Genomic DNA, 20,734 nt, shown 5'->3' with positions numbered 1-20,734 from the left:
AGGAACGTTAAGTGCGGTGTCTGGTGCCACGATAACAGCAGGAACAATCACGAGTGTACTAGGAGCAACAATCACTGGAGGCACCGTAGCAATCTCGAGCGGAACAGTTGCCTTATCCGGAGGAACCGTAGCGGTATCTGGTGCAACAATCACGTCAGGGACGTTAGATGCATTATTGGGAGCGACGATTACAACGGGAACGTTGAGTGCGGTGTCAGGAGCGACAATCACAGCAGGGACAATCACGAGCATTTTGGGTGCGACGATTACAACGGGTACTCTCAGCAGTGTTACTTCTATCTCTCAAAAGAGCTTTCAGGAGCTCAGTGCTTTGACTAATGTGACAGCAGATGCGTTTACTCCTGTTTTACCTGTAACCACAAGCATTCTTGGCACTTATTCTTACTTTGTCTATAACCGAGGCCCTGGCGTGAATGCTGCTGATGCTCTAGTTGAGATTAGCGCAAATGGCGCCAACTGGTATACCGATGTTCAGACCACTACAGGAATTGCTGTAGGATCGGTAGAGGTGCTTGTTCCACAACGCTTTCTAAAATATACGAGATTGTCCTACCGCTCAAGCCTAACAGGAAATCCGACAACTGTAGATGTTTATTTCAACGCACAGGGCACTTAAACGAAACAGGAGGGTGTCGATATGCTGCTCGGAATTCACATTATCGCTTGCAATGAGGCCGATGTATTGGAGCGCTGTCTGAATAGCATACAAGGCATTGCCGATGAAATCGTTGTAGCGGATACAGGATCTACGGACGATACGAAAGACATCGCATTGCGATACGGGGCAAGATTACTGCAACTGGAATGGCAAGATGATTTTGCCGAAGCTCGCAATAAAGTGTTAGAGCAGGCAAGGACGTTATGGGTGCTTGTTCTGGATGCGGATGAGTGGCTGGATGGAGGGGACGCAGGCTCTCTGCGCCAACAATTGCGACGAACGGATTCCACTGCTCTGAAGGTTCAAATGGAGCATTGGATTGCCGATGAGGCCGAGGCCCGGCGTTTGAATAATGAAGCCGTAAGGCTGTTTCGGGCAGACCACGGGTATCGCTACAGCGGAGAGATTCATGAGCAGCTCGTCCACATACGCAGTGAATCAGATAAGCAGAAGCTCGTGGATGTAGACGGCCCCTTGTTATCAGGAGATTTACGCATTTGTCATGACGGTTATAAGCCATCCGTTATTCGGCGAAAAAGCAAAGCTGAGCGCAATTTGCGGATCATTACTAGGCAGCTTTCACAGCGGCCCAATGATCCGTTTTGTCTTTACAACCTAGGGGTATCGTTATGTCAACTAGGCAGATTAGAGGCATCAGCAGATGCTTTTCAACGTTCAATGGCACAGACTTCGCTCAAGGCTCCTTATCGGCCAACTTTAATTAAGGATTATGCTAGTGTGCTGCTGGTTCTGTCTCAATTCGCAGAGGCGGCGGAGCTATTGCTCGGTGAAACGCAGGGCTATGCGGATTACCCCGATTTGCAATTGTTATATGGGGATAGCCTTGTTGCCTTGGGGATGCTGCAAGAAGCGCGAACCGCTTATGAAGCGGCAATTCGAGCTGGAGCGAATAAGGGCAGAGGAATGTATATATCGGAATGGGGAGCAGGAGGCTTCCGTGCAAAAGGAGCATTGGCGGAGGTATGGTTCCGATTAGGAGATATGGGAGCTGCTATCGAAGCTTATAAGGAAGCATTGTTGGAATTGCCAGACTGGGATACAGCTTTACTGGGGCTAGCGAATTTATGGCAGCTTGCAGGAGAGCCAGACAACGACATTAAATTGGCATTGGTGCAATACATCGGAGACGAGAGTCCGCAGCAGCGTATAAAGCTTGCTGGTATTATGACCCGAATAGGAGCGATCCGTACAGCTTTGCCTCTGTGGAGAGCTGTCGTTGGATCCGAAGAAAGGAATACCAGTCGTGAAGCTGACGAGCAAGCATCTCTAAGCTGTTCTAATAGAAGGCTCATGGGTGAATGCCTCATCGGAACAGGACAATATGAAGAGGCTGCACAGCTTCTGGAGTATGGGGTGAATGAGCAGGCACTTAATGAAGGAAATGCGGCCATGGATAGGGATGAACAATTGCAATTGCTGGAAAATGGAATGCTATGCCGTTGGAATGAAGGTCAGCGTGTAAGGGAAGAACTCATTCGTCTCTATTGCAAGCTGAAAGGAGAGGAGCATCTCAAGTTCATTGTGGAGCTCAATCGCTGGCTTCCCGTCACGCGTGCCGAAGTAGTTGTCCCACGAATTGCATCTGCGAGCGATCTAGCTTCAGCAGGGAAGTGGCTGGAGCGGGCGGTTAGCCACGGAATGCTGCGTCTGGCAAGGCGTCTGTCTGCTGCTTTCTATGGCCTGCAGCCTCTATTCGAAAACTTGCTATATGACAGCGGCTATCTGGATGTATCTGCAGAGCTTATGCTGCGTCGCTTCGGCAAGGAAGGGAGAATTGCGCCTGAGCAAGCTTTCCGGCTGGGCGAACTGCTGTATCGGAAGCAGATGTACAGCGAGTCTCTCGCTCTGTTTGAGAGCGCAGCAGGAAGCTCCGAGAGAGCAAGAGCGGGTGCAGCGGCGGCATGCTTGCACCTGTCCAAAGAAGCTCTCCTTGCTGATGAATACAGCGGTGGGAGAAGCTGGGATGGAAGCTGGGTTGAAACGGATCTGGAACAGCTGAACCAGGCTTTGCAGCGGACAGACGTGTTGGGCTGGAAAACGGTATGGAACGGAATACAAAGGAGGCGCTCGGATGGGGGAGCCGCAGAGGCTGATTTCCTTCTGCATGATTGTTAAGAATGAGGAACGTTATCTGCCGGATTGTTTGCATAGCGTGCAAGGGGTTGTAGACGAGATAATAGTGGTAGATACGGGATCAAATGATCGCACAGTGGCTATTGCAGAAAGCTATGGCGCGCGAGTGATCCATCATTCATGGGAGCGTGATTTCTCCAAGGCGCGCAATGCGGCTCTTGAGTATGCGACGGGGGAATGGATTCTATTCCTCGATGCAGATGAACAGCTTGATGCCGCGACGAAGCTGCAGCTGCGGGAATATGCCAGTCACCGTGAATTGTCCGCACTGCTTATGCCTATTTGGAATGTGGTCGGACAGGGTGAAGGGCAGGGCGCTACGATTCATCCGGTACTGCGGATGTTCCGTAATGATCCCAAGCATCGTTTTGAAGGCCGAATTCATGAGCAGATCGCTGCATCTATTACTCGAAATACTCCTGATGCCCGGTTTCATTTGACGGATGTTATCATTCATCATTACGGCTATCGGAATCAGGTGGTAATGGAGAAGAATAAGCTGCAGCGGAACATGGAGCTGCTGGAGCTTGCTATTACAGAGGAGCCGGAGAACAGCTTTCATCGCTACAATATTGGTGTGGAGTATTTAAGAATTGGCGATCCCGAACGTGCACTTGATTCTTTCCGGCTGACAAAGAGTGCTGTTGGCTTCGAGGCGCTCAGCTATGCTCATCTTGTTGTGAAATACGAATCTTTAAGCCTGCAAATGCTGAGACGCTGGGAAGAAGCTGCGGAAGCGGCAGCCCGAGGAATCGACCAGTATCCGGATTATACGGATTTGTGGCATTACAAAGCGTTAAGCCATGCGCATGACGGACGGCTTAACGAGGCACTTGCCGCAGCGGAGAAGGCAATGGAGCTGGGAGCCTCTCCTGTTCATTATCACACAGAGGATGGAATGGGCACTTATCGGACCGCTTATTTGCTCGGTCGCATCTATGAGGCCTTGCAGGATGAGCAGGGCGTTGTCGGTGCTTATATTCAGGCGCTTCGCTGCAAGCCCAGCCTCTTGCCGCCGCTTTTTCGCATATGCAAATACATGAAGTCCTCCGGTCAGATTGAGCGGCTGCCAAGCTTGCTGGCTGCTCGCATCGCCTGCTCGGACGAAGGAGCCGCGCTGAAGCTTGCGGGAGTAATGGCTGCCAGCGGCTGCTATGAAGCGGCGGTGTCATGGATGGAGTGGCAGACGGAGCTTCAGAAGAATACGGACAAGAAACAGAAGCTGCTAGACTCCCTCGGACGTTTGCGCAAGGGAGATTATAGCGAGCTTCCTCAAGTGGGAGCTGTCTTGCAGGGGAATGGAGCATCGGCTTCAGAAGAATGGAGAACGAGAGCCGATCAATTTCTGGCAGCTATGCAGTGGGAGAGAAATACGGTGATGGAGAAGAGGGCTATTACGGCGGTACGTATTTTACTGCCCAGCATGGAGGGCTGGTAAATCTCAAGGCGGGGAGGGGCGTGCGTGAAGGAGAACGGGAATAATGGCAGTGAGGAGCCGGAAGGGAGAGCTGTTCCCTTGCCTATATCGCTATGCATGATTGTGCGGGATGAAGAAGTCTTTTTACGGGAGTGCTTGAAGTCTGCATGCCCTTACGTTGCTGAGATGATTATCGTAGATACGGGCTCGTTGGATGGGACGGTCGCTATTGCCGAGGAATATGGGGCAACTATTCTAAGAACAGAATGGCAGGATGACTTCGCCAATGCGCGCAATCAGTCGCTGGAGGCAGCTTTGCAGCCTTGGATACTGGTGCTGGATGCGGATGAGCGGCTTGCGCCACTCTCCATGAGGGTCTGGCAAGAGCTGCTGAATGATCAACAACGCTCCGGTTACTATGTGAAGCTGCTGAGCCGGATTGGCTCGGGGGATGAGAGCGGCTATGTTACGGACGCGGTATGCCGATTATTTCGCAATGATCCTCGAATTCGATTCACTGGAGCTATTCATGAGGAGACGGCAACAGCAATAGCGGCTATGGGTACAGAGGCTTTGGGCGTATCTCCGGTTACGATTCATCATGAGGGCTATCGGGATGAGGTAATTGCAGCCCGGGGCAAAAAAGAGAGAAATGCTCGAATCGTGCAAGCGGCCTTGAAGCGGGAGCCTGGTAATCTGATCTGGAAATATGCAATGGGAACGGAATATTTCACTTATGGGGACTGGGGGCAGGCAGCAGCATGGCTGGAGCCGATTGTCTCTAAGCTGACAGTTGAATGCGGCTATGCCCTGGACATATTGCTCAAGCTTAGTTATGCCTATCGGATGATCGGGAAGCCAAAAGAGGCCGAGCATTGGGCAACGGTTGGCCTTGATGTATTTGGCGGCACTCATTATCCCGATATGCATGAAGCGCGTGCCGCCGCTTTGATCGAACAAGATAAGGCGGAGGAAGCGCTGGAGGAATGGAAGCAAGCTCTGCTGCAAGGTCCAGCAGCTATGCTCTACTCGAGCTCGGCGGGAGCAGGGAGCTATAGGACATGGTGCGGAGCGGGCTTCGCTTATGAACGCATGTATGCTTGGCAAGCGGCAGCCGACTGTTACACGGAAGCGATCAGAATGAAGCGGGATTATGGGGCTGCATGGGAGCGCTTGTTTTTGCTGTATGTGTTGAATAGCGCTCTGCATGATTCATGGCAGAATACGTTGGAGCAGCATCTAAGAGAAGAGGCTCCCGAGACCATTGCAGGGACACGAATTATACTCCATTTACTGGCAGATTGGGGAATGGAGCGGGAGCCTGCGTTAAGCGAGCTGCTGCTCAAGAAGCTGCCAGTGGAGGAAGCGCTATTCTGGCGCGGGTTATCGCTTGTGCAGCAAGGCAATCCGGCTGCCGGAAGGAAGCTATGGGCGCTGTTGCCGGCCCAAGGCAGCGGCGACAAGGAATTATACTTGTCCGCGCTGCAATGCGGCGGCAGAGATAACGAGGCGGCGGAGCGTTGCTTGCGCAGCAGCGCCCATGCTCCTGCAGCGCAAGCGCGGGCGCTGCTGCGCGTCGGCGCTTGGCGTGCGCGAGCACGGCTGCATCCAGCCGTGCCGCTGCTGCCGCTGCAATGGTGCGCGCTGCTGCACGAGCCCCGCGCTGCGCAGCTGTATGCAGCGGCGCAGCCCCGCGCGGGCGCCGCCGCACAGCTAGCGGCGGGCGCGCTTGCCGCAGCCGCCGCCGACTGGCCCGCAGCGGCGGAGCGCTTCGCAGCAGCGCATGTGCAAGCAGCGCCGCAGCAGCCATGGCTTGCGCGCGCCGCAGCTGCCGGGCTCGCCGCAGCCTTCGCGGCTCGCGCTCGCCGGTTCGCGGCGCTGCCGCCGCTGCGCAGCGAGCAAGAGCTTATGCTTCGCATTAGCTCCGCTCTATACCCCATGTAACGTTGCCGTCTACGTTACGGTTACCGTCACTTCTCGCTCTGCTCTAGCTGAGCGGTGATAAGGCGCTGCCACTCGCGGCTCCAGCTCCGCTCGTCGAAGGTCAGTGCGGCTTGGCGGGCAGTTGCTCCGAGCCGGATACGCAGCCGGGTATCCTCAAGCAACTCGCTGATTGCAGCGATTAATGCATCTGTCTGCGGGGGCACCAGCCGTCCATTGAGCCGGTCGATAATAAGATCATTCAGCCCGCCCACATCGCTGGCAACGACGGGCAGGCCGCAGCTCATAGCCTCTAGGCAGGACAGCGAGGTTCCTTCTGAATAAATCGTTGGAATAACGACAATATCAGCCATGCGGTAAGCATCTCTGATGCTATCGAAAGGATATCTGCTGTGGATGATCCGCTTCTGGAAGGGGTGTGCTTCTAGCCAGAGGCGAAAAGCGATTGCGACAGGCGTCTGATCCACCAGCTCGCCAGCGAATTCCACGGTAACGGTCGGATACCGAGCCAGCAGCTGATCGGTAATCAGCATCATCGTCACCACTCCACGCTCATAGCTAAGCCTGCGGGGATACAGCACCCGCAGCTCTTTGGACTGGCGTGCCGGCTTGCGTGGAGTGAACCATTCCGTATCGACTGGATTGGGTAGCCGTACTATTTTGCCAGGAGGATCATATTCACAAACGGAGCGGCAGTAGGTTAAAAAGTGCGAGTCTACGGATACGATCCGATCAAGCTGAGAGATCGCGCTATTAATGGTATGGGCAACCGTTGTCTTCGCCGTAAGAGAAAGAACGGGATGATCCCAATTGATGCCATGACAAATGCCAATGCTTCTTGGTCGGTATTGAATGGGATGCCAAATGCAGCTGGCATAAATAATCAGGCCCTCTGCTTCCGCAGCCATTGCTTCAAAAGCCGCAGCAATATGCTCGCGCTCGTAGGTCCAGCCTCGCACACGCACGCCCTCATATGCCGTATCAAATGCAGTATAGTAGGAAAGCTGGAAAACAACAGGCTCCATATCGATCTCTAGAATCGCCCGGCATAAAAGCTGGATATAACGCTCCAGCCCGCCGCCGAATGGACGGGAAAATTGCTGCTGATAGCCATTCAAATAGCTGTGAGTAACAATCGTTACGACCCTTTTGTTGCCGGTGATCGTATTCTTCATCGCTCGTTCTCTTTTTCCTGCCAGCGAACAAGGCGTGGGTTCTCATCGAGAATGGACTCATAGTGAGCCAAGCTGCCCCATTGTCCATACGGATCAAGCTGCTTGTAGCGTTCATATTTCACCCTGCGTTCTTCTGAGCTGCCTGCCCATCCGAAATGCTTCACGCGAAGATCAGTCTGCACGCCGGGAAGCGCTCCGTATGTAAAGGGGAGCCGAGGGACATGCTGCGCCTGCTTTGGGTAAGCATAGTGGTAGCCTGGCAAGTATCGGGCGAGCGTCATCATGGGGCGTTCATGCAGGTTCCACCATTGATCCTCCCTATAATGAGTAACAGAGCCCCAGAAATCATGCAGCCGAAAAGCAACCCAATCGTATTGATCTTGATTAATTAATTGTCTCATGGCTGTTTTGGCAGCTTGCTCGTAGAATTCGTCCGCATCAACAGCCAGCAGCCAATCAGGCTCCGTGGAGACAGCGGTTTGCCATAGCTGCTCCCGAAGCCGCCATTCGGAATGGAACTGCTGCTCCTTATTCTTAACAACCCTTATGACCTTTTCGAAGGATTCACACAGCTCTGGCGTATCATCGGTGCTTGCATCATCAACAATGACAATCTCATCCACAAAGCTGGACAAATCCGCTAGCAGCGCCTCCAAATAACGATTCTGCTCGTTCCTCACCTGCATGATGGCAGTCAGTTTATTACCAGAGCTTTTACGTCCCATCGGTTTCTCAGCCATCGCTCTCTATACCTCCTTTGGCGCCCTGTGAGAGCTTCCTCGACATTTCATCCATCACAGCGATCTCCATAAGGTTGCCAAGCGCCTCAAGCTTGCTCTCTGCCGCTTGCAGCAAGGTATGGATTGCCTCATGCCGCTTGCCTTCAAGCAGCAAGGCTGTGCCTTTCAGCAGACAGAGCTGCTGTTGTTCCTCTACTGTAAGTGTGGCTGGCGGCTGGTGCTTGCTGCTCCATTCGCAGGCCTGCTTAAGACGGCCTGCGAGAATACAGGTTTCGATGAGCAGCTTTTTTGCTTCCGGTTTCCCTGAGAGTGATTCTAATAGAGTGATCGCTCGTTGGTAATCATCATTCAGCTTATATAATAACGCCTTTGCGAGATCCTCTTGTCCAGTGGTCTGCCAGTGGGCAAGCGTCTCGGCATGCTTGCGTTCTTCTGCCGTCAATGCGGTATAGCTATACGTTCGTACCGCCTCCTCGAGCTGCCCATGCTCTAATTCAATGGCGGACAGGAAGCGGTATATGTCTTGCAGCGTGTGCTCACGGCGCGCTAGAATCGCTTGCTCGAAGGAGATCAACAGCTTTTCTCGGGCGCTTGATGTATCTCCGACCAAGTAACGATATACGGATTGAAAAAAAAGGCGGTCGACTTGGTGCTCCTCTTCAGAATCGCTCTCCTGCAGCTGCAGCTGATGCCAATTGGCGCGATAGCGTTGCTGAAGCCGGACAAGCATCGTCGGTTCATGACCGTCGAGCTGCCATTCCATCGCCTGCAGAGCAAATAAATCAGAGGTCTCATCCAAGCCGTCAAGCAGGAATGCGGGATGTCTGCGAAAGGCCTGTTCTAGATAAAAGGGCTCAGTAGTCGCAACGACTACGGCCGCATAAGCGCAAAGCCAGAGCCGACATTTGGTCCACAGTGGATCTTCACCAGCGACCGATCCAGCCGTAATGGCGATCAAGCTTTTAGGGGCAAGTGGTATGGCAATATGCACCCAGCAGGGATGCAGCACGATGGCAGCCGTCTCCTCCCAATTGATCTTTTTCAATTGATCTGTCGGTAGCGGCTCGAAGACGCCATCGTCTGCCGGCATCAGGCTGTCCGCCACCACATACAGCTTGTGTCGTGCTCCGAGCGTCTGAAGCCATCTTCTATGGGCAGTGGGCAGGTCGGTCCAGACGCTTGGAAAAATAACAATTGAGCAAGCAGCAGCCATGTCTTCCCTCCGTTCGTATCCCTTTGTTGAGCCTATGAAAACCAACATCGCTTCCATGACGAAAATTTCAAACAGCTTATACGTTCTATTCCCTTATTTATTGGATAATGGCGAAGATCGTAGTAAATATTGGGTAATAAGTAAATAACTCGTGATGAAACGTTGCGTGATGGGTAATAATAGGTTAGATTTTACTACGGGTAAAAATCGTCTCTAGGGGGATACATCATGAAGAAGCAACAAGGAACGACGGACCTATCGTCAGACAAGGGGTTGAAAGAGCGCTTTTCTTCCTCGGGATTTATATTTGCCGCAATAGGAAGTGCTGTAGGGCTGGGCAACATGTGGAAGTTTCCTTACATAACGGGCTTATATGGAGGAGCGGCATTTTTTGTTTTATTTATCATTTGTTTATTAGCCATCGGCCTGCCAGTGCTACTTGCTGAGCTTGCGATCGGCCGGGGCGGAAGAGGCAGTGTATCCGGCTCCTTCACAAGATTGAGCGGGCGCAAGGGCTGGGGAGCCATCGGCTTTTTGTCTATTGCTGCACCATTCTTTATTCTATCTTTCTATTCCGTTGTGGCTGGTTGGACGATGTATTATGCTTTTCAGGCGTTCAGTGGGAACTTGTTCTCAGGAGTTGATTATTCCGATCAATTCGATCATTTTATAGGAAGCTGGCAGCCAGTGCTCTGGCAGTTGCTGGCTCTGTTGATTACCGCATTCGTAATTATTAAAGGCGTTTCTGCGGGAATTGAGAAATTCAACAAAATTTTTATACCGGGACTCGTCATTCTGCTAGTTATATTGATCATTCGGGCTTTGACGCTTGAAGGGGCGGGAGAGGGTGTTGCCTTTTTCCTGAATCCAGACTTTAGCAAGCTAACGGCAGAATCAGCGCTCGTTGCCCTTGGACATGCCTTCTTTTCTTTGTCGCTTGGTATGGGTACTATGATTACTTACGGAGCTTACGTCGATAAGAGACAATCACTCGGAGCGGCTACAGTGGCCGTTGGCGCAGGAGATTTGTTATATGCATTTTTGGCTGGGCTTATTATTTTCCCGACGACCTTTGCCTTTGGAATTGAACCGTCAGAGGGACCGGGGCTCGTATTTGTGGCGCTTCCGGCTGCTTTTGCCGCGATGCCATTCGGTACTTTTTTCGGAGGGCTGTTCTTTGTTCTTCTCGCCTTCGCTGCGCTAACTTCAACCGTTTCTCTGCTTGAGGTGCCAATTGCCTTTGTAAGAGAGAAGTTTGGATGGAGCAGGAGGCTTGCGGTCGTTGTCATAACTGCAGCTATTTTTGTAATCGGGATTCCTTCTGCTCTGTCTGTTGGCGGCGCGGTCGATGGACTAAGCTTTGGCGGCAAGTCGGTATTCGATTGGGTTGATTTTATCTGCTCCAATGTTATTTTGCCGCTGGGCGGGCTTACAGTTACGATATTTGTAGGCTACGTATGGAAAGGGGCTGCCGAAGAGTCCGGGCTTACCGCCGGTTGGTTCCGGATCTGGCTGTTCATGCTCCGATTCGTTGCTCCAGTTCTCGTTCTGCTTGTTCTGTTGTATTCAGCGGGGATCTTGAAATTCTAGCATTTGCGGTGTAATTTTCTGCGATATTGTGTATGATAAGAAGATATTATTTACCGTGGGAAAGGTTGATTGCCGTGGAAAACACAGTGGAGAATAAGACATCATCCTCTAACTTTATTAAAATCATTGTTACCGAAGATTTGAAGGAAGGCCGCGTGCAGGAAGTTGTAACCCGTTTTCCTCCGGAGCCGAACGGATATTTGCATATTGGGCATGCCAAGTCCATTTGTTTGAATTTCGAGCTTGCTGATGAGTTCAAGGGAAGAACGAACCTGCGATTTGATGACACGAACCCGGTGAAGGAAGATACCGAGTACGTCGATGCCATTCAAGAGGATGTGCGCTGGCTCGGTTTCGACTGGGATGACTTGCGGTTTGCCTCGGATTACTTTGAAGAGATCTATAACCGTGCCGTGCTTCTTATAAAGAAAGGCAAAGCCTATGTGTGCGATTTGAGTGCGGAAGAAATTCGCGAGACTCGCGGTACTCTGACAGAGCCTGGACAAAATAGCCCATATCGGGAGCGCAGCGTGGAGGAGAATCTTGATCTGTTCGCAAGAATGAGAGCGGGAGAGTTCGAGAATGGCAAAAAGGTGCTTCGTGCTAAGCTTGATATGGGTTCGCCTAATATTACGCTTCGTGATCCGGTGCTGTATCGCATTTCTCACGCGCATCATCATCGGACGGGTGATGCTTGGTGCATCTATCCGATGTATGACTTCGCACACCCTATCAGCGATGCAATTGAAGGGATTACGCATTCGATCTGTACGCTGGAATTCGCTGACCATCGTCCTCTATATGATTGGGCAATTGCAGAATGCGAGATGGAGGCTGTTCCGCGTCAATATGAGTTCGGGCGTCTGAATGTAACGAATACCGTTATGAGCAAGCGCAAGCTGAAGCAGCTCGTAGACGAGAATATCGTTGATGGCTGGGACGATCCTCGTATGCCGACAATTAGCGGCCTTCGCCGCAAAGGCTATACAGCGGAATCTATTCGCGAGTTCTGCCGAGGCGTAGGCATTACCAGATCCAACGGTGCGGTAGATGAGAGAATGCTGGAGCATTATATCCGTGAGGATCTTAAGCTTAAGGCACTTCGCACGATGGCTGTTCTGCAACCGCTCAAGGTCGTGATTACGAACTATCCGGAAGGACAGGTCGAGTATCTGGAGGCCGAGAACAATGCGGAGAACGAAGAGATGGGTACCCGTCAAATTCCGTTCTCAAGAGAGCTGTATATTGAGCAAGACGACTTCATGGAGAACCCGCCTAATAAATATTTCCGGTTGTTCCCCGGCAATGAAGTGCGCCTCAAGCATGCTTATTTCATTACCTGCCAAGAAGTTGTTAAGGATGCCGAAGGCAATGTAATTGAGTTGCGCTGCACCTATGATCCGGCAACCAAGAGCGGCTCAGGCTTCAATGCACGCAAGGTAAAAGGAACGATTCACTGGATCGAAGCCTCGCAGGCTGTTCCAGCACAGTTCCGTTTATTCGAGCCGCTGATTACGAATGAAGCTGAGGAAGAAGATAAGCCATTCCTGGAATGCATTAACCCGAACAATATGGAGATTCTAGAAGGCTTCGTAGAACCGAATATGAAGGATTCGAAGGGGCAGGACAAATTCCAATTTTTCCGCCATGGCTACTTCAATGTCGATCCGAAGGACACGACGCCTGACAAGCTTGTCTTCAATCGAATTGTATCGCTCAAAAGCTCATTTGATCCAACAAAAGCATAATGTAAGAATACACAAAGAAGGTGTGGCTCTAAGAGCCGCACCTTCTTTGTATTCCTGTGCAAAGCGGCGCACGTTTTCTTTCGTTTCCTTACTTTGCTAACAGAACATCCGTTTTTGCCCAGCCATGCACATCCATGTATCTTCAGATTTACTATACTGTCAGTTGTCCTGTTATATTAGCTAGGCTTAGGTTGACCATTAACGCTGGATCTTCTCTCATTAGCCGAAAAGGGGTGTCAGAGTTCCTGTAGCTGCTCCAATCGCCGCGCCCTGAAAAAAAGAGAGGGCAGGCTCGAAAGGCAGGCCCCCAAGTTAGAGAAAGAATATAATGTACAATTTAATGAATACCTTTGCTCTATCTCACTGCTTAGATCGGTAAAAAGGAGCAACAATGAAGTGAAGTTCATTAGTGGAGATGGTCTGTTTCCGACTACTGAATATAGCTGACGTTATCTCCGATATGCCCCTCAATTAAGCCTATCTTTGCGAAAAACGCTTCATAAAATAGGGTAAGCTCATCCTAAGCTCCAGCTGTAAGGTAAGGGATAAAGCTCCTAGAGCCTTAAACCCTTCTACCTTTAAATACCTGTGAATGAAAAAGAGGCTGTCCCAAAAATCATCTTCATGACTTTTGGAGACAGCCCCTTGCATTTGGATTAGCTATTTGAACCAGCCTTTTTCTTTGAATCGGGTAATCGCTTCAATTCGGTTGCTAACGTCCAGCTTATCAAGTATAGCTGATATATAATTGCGAACCGTACCTGTCGTCAGGTATAGCTGACTAGCGATTTCCTTCGTATTCTTGCCGTCTGCAATGAGGCCCAGTACTTCCTTCTCGCGCTCTGTAAGCGGGTTTTCTTCGCCGTAGGCCTCATCAACCAGCTCCGAGGCATAGATACGTCTGCCGACCATGACACTGCGAATGGAATTGGCCAGCTCCTCGCTGGGGCTATCCTTCAGCAGATAGCCGCTTACGCCAGCCTTAACGGCGCGGTCGAAATAGCCAGAGCGAGCGAATGTGGTTAGTATAATGACCTTACAGCCAAGCCCAAGCGCTCTGATCTCCTCGGCAGCTTCAAGACCGCTCTTAGCTGGCATTTCGATATCCATGATGCATACGTCCGGCTTATGAAGATGAACGAGTGCCAGTGCCTCTTCCCCATTGCTGGCTCTGCCGACAACGGTCATGTCCTCTTCCAGATCAAGGAGGGAAGCAAGGGCTCCTAACAGCATCCGCTGATCCTCGGCTATCACTATTCGTATCATCTTTGTTCCTCCAAGTTTTGCGAAGCAAAACTGCTTCGTAAGCATTATCTTAAGTTTTGCGAAGCAAAACTGCTTCGAAAGCATTTACTTAAGTTTTGCGTCATGTTTATGATTTATGCGATGGGCTGCTTCACGACATTCGGTACTGTAATGACCAGTTTTGTCCCGTCATTTGTACTAATATCGAGAGTGCCGTTAACGAATTCCAGTCTTTCTTTCATACCGCGAAGCCCGTTGCCTTGATAATAGCCTTTATGCTCTTCCATGCCAATTCCATTGTCTTGCACACGAATGACCAGCTCCGCGCGGGAGGGCTCAATCGCAATGGAGCACTCGGATGCCTGGCTATGCCTGATGATGTTGGTGACCGCTTCCTTTAAGCACATGCTTAATACGTTCTCTGTAAGCAGAGAGGTAGGAATATGTCTGGGATCGCCTTCTAGAGTAAAGTCGATTTCTGCTGCTTTTAAGATTTGGGTGACACGATGGATCTCATCCTCAATTCGTGTTCCACGCATCTGGGTGACTAGCTCTCGCACTTCTTTAAGCGCGGTTCTTGCGGTCTGGCGTACATCGTTGATCTCCGCTTGCGCCTGAGCCGGATTGCTGTTAATAAGCTTGCCTGCCAAATCACTCTTCAAGCCAATAAGCGACAGCTTCTGCCCGAGCGTGTCATGAAGATCACGGGCAATACGTTGCCGTTCCTCCAGCTTAACTAATTCAGAGATTCTTTTGTTAGCATCCTCCAGCTTGTCTTCCAGCCGCACTTGTTTATTCCGATTGTAGTTATTTACGGGCAGCAGGATAACCACGATCAAGCTGATGAGTATGAAGGGGAACTGGCTGAACAGCAAGGAATTTGAGGTGGCAAAGCCATAGTTGATCGTTGCGAATGTCGACAGAATAGCAATGGTATAAAGGGTTATGAAGCCCGCTTTATTCTGTATATTGCCGATGAAGAAGGCTAAAAAAATAGAGAAATAAACATAACCGAACATCAACGTCATTACAATCGAGATAATAATTTGCATGCTCGTCCATACATAAACGGGCCATCCTTTAGACATAAAGGACAGCACGTAAAAGACGAAGAACAGAATAACTAAAGCAATACCATACGCCACTTCAAAAGTAGAGGAAGAGCGGAAGATGAAATAAAACGGCAGGATGCAGAAAACGACCCACACATAAGGACTGAGACCAGTGTTTTTATGAAAAATTTGATGCCATTTGTTCATGGTCGCCCATCCTTTGCTACCGCTTCTTCAAGTATGAAATGCTGTCTGTATTGTAGCATATCGACGCCTGTACTAGACAGGGCGCCGAACATGCTTTGGTTTGTTTGTTATTTTTTTGCGGCGTGCATCTACGGGCTCGGATTGTGGAGCGCTGTCGGATTGCTGCTGCAGCCGATTCTTAATGTCTTTGAAGCTTACGAATGTTTTTCCAGCTTCGTCCCACAGGCGGAACCGAAGGGATTGCAAGCTGGTGCGAAGCGTAATAGTAGTCGCCTGATGAAGAGGCGGAGTAGCATTATGAGCTTGCTCCAGGTAATAGTTAGGCACCTTAGGGCTCAAATGATGCACATGGTGGAAGCCGATGTTTCCTGTAATCCATTGCAGCGGCTTCGGAAGCTTATAGTATGAGCTGCCATCCACAGCTGCTTTTACATAGCTCCATTCATCTTCATTCTCGAAGTATGAATCCTCGAACTGATGCTGCACATAGAACAGCCAGATTCCCAATAATCCAGAAATGAAGAAGATTGGTCCATGTACAAGCAGGAAGGCTTGCCAGCCAATTGCCCAGCACAACAAGGCATAGATCGTAACCATGGATATGTTCGTCACATAGGTGTTGATTCTTTCTTTGCGTCTAGCACCCTTGCGGTTGAAGCGATATTGAACGAGAAACACGCCAATAGGTCCAAGTCCGAACATTACAAGCGGGTTGCGATAGAAACGATAAGCGACTTTGGTCCAAAAAGAAGCAGCCGCATATTCTTCAACGGTTAGAATCCAAATGTCACCTACACCGCGTTTGTCGAGATTGCTGCTTGTCGCATGATGAATCGAGTGGCTGTGCTTCCATTGGGAATAAGGCACATGCGTCAGAATGCCAGTGATGGTACCCACGATTGCATTCGCGCGCTTGCTCTTGAAGAAGGAGCCATGACAGCAGTCATGAAAAATAATAAACGTTCGAATAACAAAGCCAGATGCAAGGATCCCAACAGCTAAAGTAAGCCAGTAGGATACGGATAGGCTTAAGTAAGCTCCATACCATAATAATAGTAGAGGCAATATCGTATTAGTGAGCTGTCTAATGCTCGATTTCATATCTGTTTTTTCGTAAGGCGCGACATTTTTCTTTAACTGTTTCGTTTTTTCTTGGGACATCGCTTGTTTCCTCCTAAGGATGATGCATGGTGAACAGACTAAGTTCGAGCGTTGTTTTGTTTATACTTCTATTGTAAAAAAAGCTGCGTCATCCTTGTAGTCATAAGTGTCAAGAAGCAGACATGACATATGTCATATAGATGGACAGATTACCTCCCAATTTCCGCAATGATTACCATTTATAGCTCGCTAATTATAGTATCCCCATATCGTTCCGTAATTTACCACGCGGGAATAGATCAGGTTCTGCTCTAATGGAATCTTATGATAAACTTAGGACACAGGAAATGAAGAAAGCCACGCAGCCAGAGGAGTTGGAGAAGATGGACCACATGTATGACATCAGGAATGCCGAGCCGAAAGATAGGCTGCGGATCGTAGAGATTTACAACACCACCATCGCTTCCCGCCAAGTGACAGCGGATCTGGAGCCTGTATCGGTGGAGAGTAGGCGGCAATGGTTCGAGGAGCACTCTTCAGATCATCGTCCGTTGTGGGTGTTGGAGGAGCAGGGGGAGATTATTGCATGGCTAAGCTTCCAATCCTTTTATGGCAGGCCGGCTTATAAAGCGACAGCAGAGATCAGCATTTATATTGCGCTAGAGCATCGTTCACGCGGCTTAGGCTCCTTCTTGATTAGCAAAGCAATTGAAGCGAGTCCAAGCTTACATATTCGTACGCTGCTAGGCTTCGTATTCGGCCATAATGAGCCAAGCCTAGTGCTCTTGCGCAAATTCGGCTTTGAGCAATGGGCATTGCTCCCGAATGTAGCAGAACTGGATGGCATTGAGCGGGATTTGGTTATTATGGGACGTAGAATTTAAAGAATTGTAAGGGCTGAATGTGTATTAATTGCACATTCGGCTCTTTTTTATAGAGACACGTCTAGGGATTAATGATAATATTTTCCTTGTTGTATTCTTATGGAGTAGGAATATAGACCTAATTAATGGATGAGGGGAGGCAGTCGCCTTGAGCCATCAATCCTGTTATGCAGACAATAAGGGCATAAGTATTCACTACCTGGATTCTAATCTATCTGCTGATCCATCACTTACTCCAATGCTTATTTGCCCGGGATTGTCGGAGACGGCAGAGGATTATATGGATATGCTGGACTACTATACGCCAAGAAGATGTGTTGTCTTATCCTTCCGCGGCAGAGGACAGAGTGATACGCCTGCCACTGGATATGATTGGAAGGAACATGCTTCTGATATTGAAGCGGTTGTTATGGAGGCGGGATTATCGGACTTTCACTTGTTTAGCTACTCACGAGGTGTTTCGTATGCCTTAGGATACACGAGTATAGCAAGAGGAAGCTCGCAAGTGCATTCAATGATCGTTATGGACTATCCACCCGAGCATAAAGAAATGTCCAGAGAGTGGGCCGCTGCTTATATCACTGGATATCTGGTGCCGCAACGCCGTTTGGGGAGGCATATACGCCGAGATACGGTAATAGGCATACATCGAGAATCGACAGCTGTTAATTACTCCTCACAACTCAGATGTCCTTTGTTGGTGCTAAGAGGAACTCTCGAAGGGACTCTTATTACCGATGACGATGTACAACGATATATGGCATTGAGTGAAGATGTACGGATTCGTGCTTTTGGTCAATCGGCCCATGATATTCGAAATACGGAGAAGATCGCCATGTACGAGGAAATAGAAGGCTTTTTACAATATTAAAGGGAGGGTTTTAGTATGGATGTTTTATTGACTATGTTTCCAATCTTACTGCTTTTATTCGTTTGGGTTCCCTTGTTAGCGTTGTTTATTTATATGTCGGTGCTATTTATCAAGCTGGCTAGAAGAGGGATTATGGCGCTTGATATTTATTTGGCGGAAAAACGGGGTGGCGCTAGATGAATGGAATCTCCTCATGGTTCACAGTATGGATAAAGCCTAGGACAGTAGTCCGTCAGTTTCTGGACTCCAGCAATCCTACCAAAAATATGATTGTGATTAGCATGTTAGCAGTTGCAATAACGTCATAGGATCAGGCATCGAGCCGATCAGTTGGCGACCAGATGCCGCTCTATCTTATTTTTTTGCTTACTCTTGTTCTGGGCAGTCTGGGAGGAATAGTTACCTTGTATTTGGGCAGTGCTCTTCTTACATGGGTAGGAGGCTGGCTAGGAGGAGATGGGGATCATGAGGAATTAAGAGTTGCCCTTACGAGAGGGGTTAATATTCCCAGCATTATTCTCGGTATGATCTGGGTGCCGCAGCTGCTATTATTCGGGATGGACATGTTCACGGAGCAAACTCCTCGGATTGAGAACAGCGTGCTGCTTACTATGCTGTTGCTGTTTTTTTGCTTTTATAGAAGTTGTTTTGAGCGTATGGATATTTGTTATTTCCTTAATGGCTATTGGTGAAGCTCATAGTTTCTCTGCTTGGAAGGCTCTTGGCACAATACTAATCGCACTGATAATGGCGATGATCGTATTTGGTTTATTCTTTCTATTGTTTGGTTCACTGCTGATTGCTCCTTTCCTGTAGGGGCAGTAAGGAGGGGGACATAAGTTGAAAAGATCCCCCAAGTCATTACGTTTAAGCCTGCTGTATTCTTAGCATAGTGAGGTATGAACCTTCGTTTCCACTTTTACAGTGGTTTCGGAGGTTTTTTTCTGTTTATTAATACTAGCCTTCTTGCAGGGCTGTCCCAATTAATCATAAAAAACGACTAGGGAACACTCTTTTTTATGGAAAGCCCGGAACATCAGAGGAGAATGACCCGTCTTATAATTAGAGATGGTGTTATGAATGAAAATGAATTATTCTGGAATATATAGCTTGTTTCAAATTGTGTGCTTGCCCTAGAAAGGAGAATGACCATTGAGTAGATTTTGGAGTCCCCTAACTGCTTCTCTCGTGCCTTACGTTCCTGGAGAGCAGCCCAAGGACAAAAAATATATTAAATTAAACACCAATGAAAATCCTTATCCCCCATCACCGAAGGTGCTGGAAGCTATTCAGGCAGTGACGAACGAGGATTTGCGTCTTTACCCCGATCCGACTTGCGATGCTTTGGTCAAGAAGATCGCTGATTATTTTCAGTTGTCCCCTAACCAAGTATTCGTAGGCAATGGCTCGGATGAGGTGCTTGCATTCGCTTTTGCTGCTTTTTTCGATCCAGCAAAGCCAATTTTGTTCGCAGACATTACGTACAGCTTCTACAAAGTGTATGCCGAATTTTATGGCTTGCAGGTGGATCTCATTCCACTCAACGAGCAGTTTCAGATGCCGCTTGAGCAGTTCTGCAACCGCAACAATGGAGGCATTGTTATTCCCAATCCGAATGCGCCGACTGCGATTCTTTTATCATTAGATGAGCTTCGTACTGTTCTTGAGCATAATCGGGATCAAGTCGTTATTATCGACGAAGCTTATATTGATTTCGGCGGTGAGTCTGCAGCCAAGCTGGTTAAGGATTACCCGAACGCGCTTATTGTCCAGACTTTATCGAAATCCCGTTCACTAGCGGGCCTGCGTGTTGGCTGGGCTCTTGGGAGCGAAGAATTGATTGATGGACTGAACCGAGTTAAGAACTCCTTCAACTCTTATACACTTGATCGTCTTGCGCTCGCTGGTGCTGTCGCTGCTTTTGAGGATGAGACTTATTTCCAGGCGATGACGCAGCAGGTCATCGAGACGCGGGAGCGCGTAACGGAGCAATTGACACAGCTTGGCTTCCATGTGACGGATTCGAAGGCGAACTTCGTATTCATCTCCCATAGGGAGAAATCAGCTGAAGAGCTGTTCCAACAGCTTCGGGATAAGGGCATTCTTGTACGCTACTTCAAGCAGCCGAGAATTGATCGTTATTTGCGCGTCTCCATTGGAACTGATGATGAAATGAAGGCATTCGTGCAAGCGATTCAGGAAATTGTGGAATCCTAAATGAAGGAGAACAGCAATAGCCGTTTTCGCCGTTCCATCCTTTTCATTGTGCTTCTAAGCGTTATTTATGCGTTAATCGGGAATACTTTCTTTCACTTGGCTTATCGCTCTACTGCCATTATTGATCTTGCTTATTACATCGTGGCAGGATCAACAGTGTTGTATGGCATTCCAGTCGTCCTTTGGTTTCGAAGCAAATATTGGTACTTTCCGATGTTTATCCCGGTGTTATGGGTTCCGATGCTCGTTGTAGAAAGCTTCTTGATGAATGCATTATTCCCTCTTCAAGATGTGGATGGCAGTATGGGAATACTGCTGATCTTTATTCATGGCTTGAATTTGGCCGCTGTAGTACTGGGCGTAGCGCTTGGAATGACAGTGAATGCAGCAGTGGTCCTAATGAAGAAATTCCGCAATGAACAAAGGGCAGAATAGCCTATTTCCTTTTTGTTATTTTTTCGTGCTATAATGGTGGCAAGTGACTGGTTCGGATTTTTAGT

At 49.2% G+C, this 20,734-nt stretch carries 19 protein-coding genes; 13 read left to right on the top strand and 6 right to left on the bottom strand.

Annotated elements, in window-relative coordinates; all coding sequences use genetic code 11:
* The 4 genes from AC50YO_RS18685 to AC50YO_RS18670 form a co-directional block, all read left to right on the top strand.
* Positions 1-637, top strand: a 637-nt coding sequence (locus tag AC50YO_RS18685) for a DUF6385 domain-containing protein (RefSeq protein WP_494849574.1), incomplete at its 5' end; no start/stop codon positions are given.
* Positions 638-658: 21 nt separating this feature from the next.
* Positions 659-2,815, top strand: a complete 2,157-nt coding sequence (locus AC50YO_RS18680) for a tetratricopeptide repeat-containing glycosyltransferase family 2 protein (protein WP_494849572.1) — start codon at positions 659-661, stop codon at positions 2,813-2,815.
* A complete protein-coding gene (locus tag AC50YO_RS18675) occupies positions 2,772-4,271 on the top strand; it encodes a tetratricopeptide repeat-containing glycosyltransferase family 2 protein (RefSeq protein ID WP_494849570.1) in 1,500 nt (499 codons plus the stop codon). Before AC50YO_RS18680 ends, AC50YO_RS18675 begins: the two co-directional genes overlap by 44 nt.
* A 24-nt stretch (positions 4,272-4,295) precedes the next feature.
* Positions 4,296-6,194, top strand: coding sequence for a tetratricopeptide repeat-containing glycosyltransferase family 2 protein (locus AC50YO_RS18670; RefSeq protein WP_494849569.1), 1,899 nt, complete (start codon positions 4,296-4,298; stop codon positions 6,192-6,194).
* A 26-nt stretch (positions 6,195-6,220) separates the two neighbouring features.
* Here AC50YO_RS18670 and AC50YO_RS18665 read toward each other — a convergent pair whose 3' ends face one another.
* The 3 genes from AC50YO_RS18665 to AC50YO_RS18655 are packed head-to-tail and all read right to left on the bottom strand — an operon-like array spanning position 6,221 to position 9,319.
* Entirely contained in the window at positions 6,221-7,366 is a 1,146-nt protein-coding gene (locus tag AC50YO_RS18665; RefSeq protein WP_494849568.1) for a glycosyltransferase family 4 protein, read from the bottom strand.
* Entirely contained in the window at positions 7,363-8,106 is a 744-nt protein-coding gene (locus AC50YO_RS18660) for a glycosyltransferase (protein WP_494849566.1), read from the bottom strand. The genes AC50YO_RS18665 and AC50YO_RS18660 overlap by 4 nt, the downstream gene beginning before the upstream one ends.
* Complete coding sequence (locus AC50YO_RS18655) at positions 8,099-9,319, bottom strand: hypothetical protein (protein WP_494849565.1); 1,221 nt, start codon at positions 9,317-9,319, stop codon at positions 8,099-8,101. The genes AC50YO_RS18660 and AC50YO_RS18655 overlap by 8 nt, the downstream gene beginning before the upstream one ends.
* Positions 9,320-9,547: 228 nt before the next feature.
* Between AC50YO_RS18655 and AC50YO_RS18650 the strand changes: the two genes are divergently transcribed.
* Positions 9,548-10,909, top strand: coding sequence for a sodium-dependent transporter (locus AC50YO_RS18650; RefSeq protein WP_494849563.1), 1,362 nt, complete (start codon positions 9,548-9,550; stop codon positions 10,907-10,909).
* A 32-nt stretch (positions 10,910-10,941) separates the two neighbouring features.
* Entirely contained in the window at positions 10,942-12,657 is a 1,716-nt protein-coding gene (locus AC50YO_RS18645) for a glutamine--tRNA ligase/YqeY domain fusion protein (RefSeq protein WP_494849562.1), read from the top strand.
* 660 nt (positions 12,658-13,317) lie between these two features.
* On the opposite strand, the gene AC50YO_RS18640 is transcribed toward AC50YO_RS18645, so the two are convergent.
* The 3 genes from AC50YO_RS18640 to desA all read right to left on the bottom strand — a co-directional run bounded on the left by AC50YO_RS18640 (position 13,318) and on the right by desA (position 16,322).
* A complete protein-coding gene (locus tag AC50YO_RS18640) occupies positions 13,318-13,923 on the bottom strand; it encodes a response regulator (RefSeq protein WP_494849560.1) in 606 nt (201 codons plus the stop codon).
* A 113-nt stretch (positions 13,924-14,036) separates the two neighbouring features.
* A complete protein-coding gene (locus AC50YO_RS18635; protein WP_494849558.1) occupies positions 14,037-15,161 on the bottom strand; it encodes a sensor histidine kinase in 1,125 nt (374 codons plus the stop codon).
* A 72-nt stretch (positions 15,162-15,233) separates the two neighbouring features.
* Complete coding sequence (desA, locus tag AC50YO_RS18630) at positions 15,234-16,322, bottom strand: Delta(5) desaturase DesA (protein ID WP_494849557.1); 1,089 nt, start codon at positions 16,320-16,322, stop codon at positions 15,234-15,236.
* A 323-nt stretch (positions 16,323-16,645) separates the two neighbouring features.
* Between desA and AC50YO_RS18625 the strand changes: the two genes are divergently transcribed.
* The 7 genes from AC50YO_RS18625 (at position 16,646) to AC50YO_RS18595 (ending at position 20,669) form a co-directional block, all read left to right on the top strand.
* A complete protein-coding gene (locus AC50YO_RS18625; protein ID WP_494849588.1) occupies positions 16,646-17,146 on the top strand; it encodes a GNAT family N-acetyltransferase in 501 nt (166 codons plus the stop codon).
* 148 nt (positions 17,147-17,294) lie between these two features.
* The gene (locus AC50YO_RS18620) at positions 17,295-18,017 is read left to right on the top strand and encodes an alpha/beta fold hydrolase (protein WP_494849555.1); all 723 of its coding nucleotides are present in this window, start codon (positions 17,295-17,297) and stop codon (positions 18,015-18,017) included.
* A 15-nt stretch (positions 18,018-18,032) separates the two neighbouring features.
* Complete coding sequence (locus tag AC50YO_RS18615) at positions 18,033-18,197, top strand: hypothetical protein (protein WP_494849554.1); 165 nt, start codon at positions 18,033-18,035, stop codon at positions 18,195-18,197.
* Between the two features lie 161 nt (positions 18,198-18,358).
* Positions 18,359-18,709, top strand: a complete 351-nt coding sequence (locus AC50YO_RS18610; RefSeq protein WP_494849552.1) for a hypothetical protein — start codon at positions 18,359-18,361, stop codon at positions 18,707-18,709.
* A complete protein-coding gene (locus AC50YO_RS18605; protein ID WP_494849550.1) occupies positions 18,696-18,833 on the top strand; it encodes a hypothetical protein in 138 nt (45 codons plus the stop codon). The genes AC50YO_RS18610 and AC50YO_RS18605 overlap by 14 nt, the downstream gene beginning before the upstream one ends.
* A 336-nt stretch (positions 18,834-19,169) precedes the next feature.
* Positions 19,170-20,234 (top strand): histidinol-phosphate transaminase, encoded by a 1,065-nt coding sequence (gene hisC / locus AC50YO_RS18600; protein ID WP_494849549.1) that lies wholly within the window; start codon positions 19,170-19,172, stop codon positions 20,232-20,234.
* Positions 20,235-20,669: a hypothetical protein gene (locus AC50YO_RS18595; protein ID WP_494849548.1), complete on the top strand. Its 435-nt coding sequence runs from the start codon at positions 20,235-20,237 to the stop codon at positions 20,667-20,669.
* Positions 20,670-20,734: the final 65 nt, after the last annotated feature.

Source organism: Paenibacillus sp. J22P59, assembly GCF_059383895.1.
This window is presented reverse-complemented; position numbering and strand designations above follow the sequence as displayed.

Bases quoted from the DNA above. Each gene is read 5' to 3' on its own strand.
- AC50YO_RS18680 (WP_494849572.1), top strand. From the start codon at position 659: ATGCTGCTCGGAATTCACATTATCGCTTGCAATGAGGCCGATGTATTG.
- AC50YO_RS18675 (WP_494849570.1), top strand. From the start codon at position 2,772: ATGGGGGAGCCGCAGAGGCTGATTTCCTTCTGCATGATTGTTAAGAAT.
- AC50YO_RS18665 (WP_494849568.1), bottom strand. From the start codon at position 7,366: ATGAAGAATACGATCACCGGCAACAAAAGGGTCGTAACGATTGTTACT.
- AC50YO_RS18660 (WP_494849566.1), bottom strand. From the start codon at position 8,106: ATGGCTGAGAAACCGATGGGACGTAAAAGCTCTGGTAATAAACTGACT.
- AC50YO_RS18655 (WP_494849565.1), bottom strand. From the start codon at position 9,319: ATGGCTGCTGCTTGCTCAATTGTTATTTTTCCAAGCGTCTGGACCGAC.
- AC50YO_RS18650 (WP_494849563.1), top strand. From the start codon at position 9,548: ATGAAGAAGCAACAAGGAACGACGGACCTATCGTCAGACAAGGGGTTG.
- AC50YO_RS18645 (WP_494849562.1), top strand. From the start codon at position 10,942: ATGATAAGAAGATATTATTTACCGTGGGAAAGGTTGATTGCCGTGGAA.
- AC50YO_RS18640 (WP_494849560.1), bottom strand. From the start codon at position 13,923: ATGATACGAATAGTGATAGCCGAGGATCAGCGGATGCTGTTAGGAGCC.
- AC50YO_RS18635 (WP_494849558.1), bottom strand. From the start codon at position 15,161: ATGAACAAATGGCATCAAATTTTTCATAAAAACACTGGTCTCAGTCCT.
- desA (WP_494849557.1), bottom strand. From the start codon at position 16,322: ATGTCCCAAGAAAAAACGAAACAGTTAAAGAAAAATGTCGCGCCTTAC.
- AC50YO_RS18625 (WP_494849588.1), top strand. From the start codon at position 16,646: ATGGACCACATGTATGACATCAGGAATGCCGAGCCGAAAGATAGGCTG.
- AC50YO_RS18615 (WP_494849554.1), top strand. From the start codon at position 18,033: ATGGATGTTTTATTGACTATGTTTCCAATCTTACTGCTTTTATTCGTT.
- AC50YO_RS18610 (WP_494849552.1), top strand. From the start codon at position 18,359: ATGCCGCTCTATCTTATTTTTTTGCTTACTCTTGTTCTGGGCAGTCTG.
- AC50YO_RS18605 (WP_494849550.1), top strand. From the start codon at position 18,696: ATGGCTATTGGTGAAGCTCATAGTTTCTCTGCTTGGAAGGCTCTTGGC.
- AC50YO_RS18595 (WP_494849548.1), top strand. From the start codon at position 20,235: ATGAAGGAGAACAGCAATAGCCGTTTTCGCCGTTCCATCCTTTTCATT.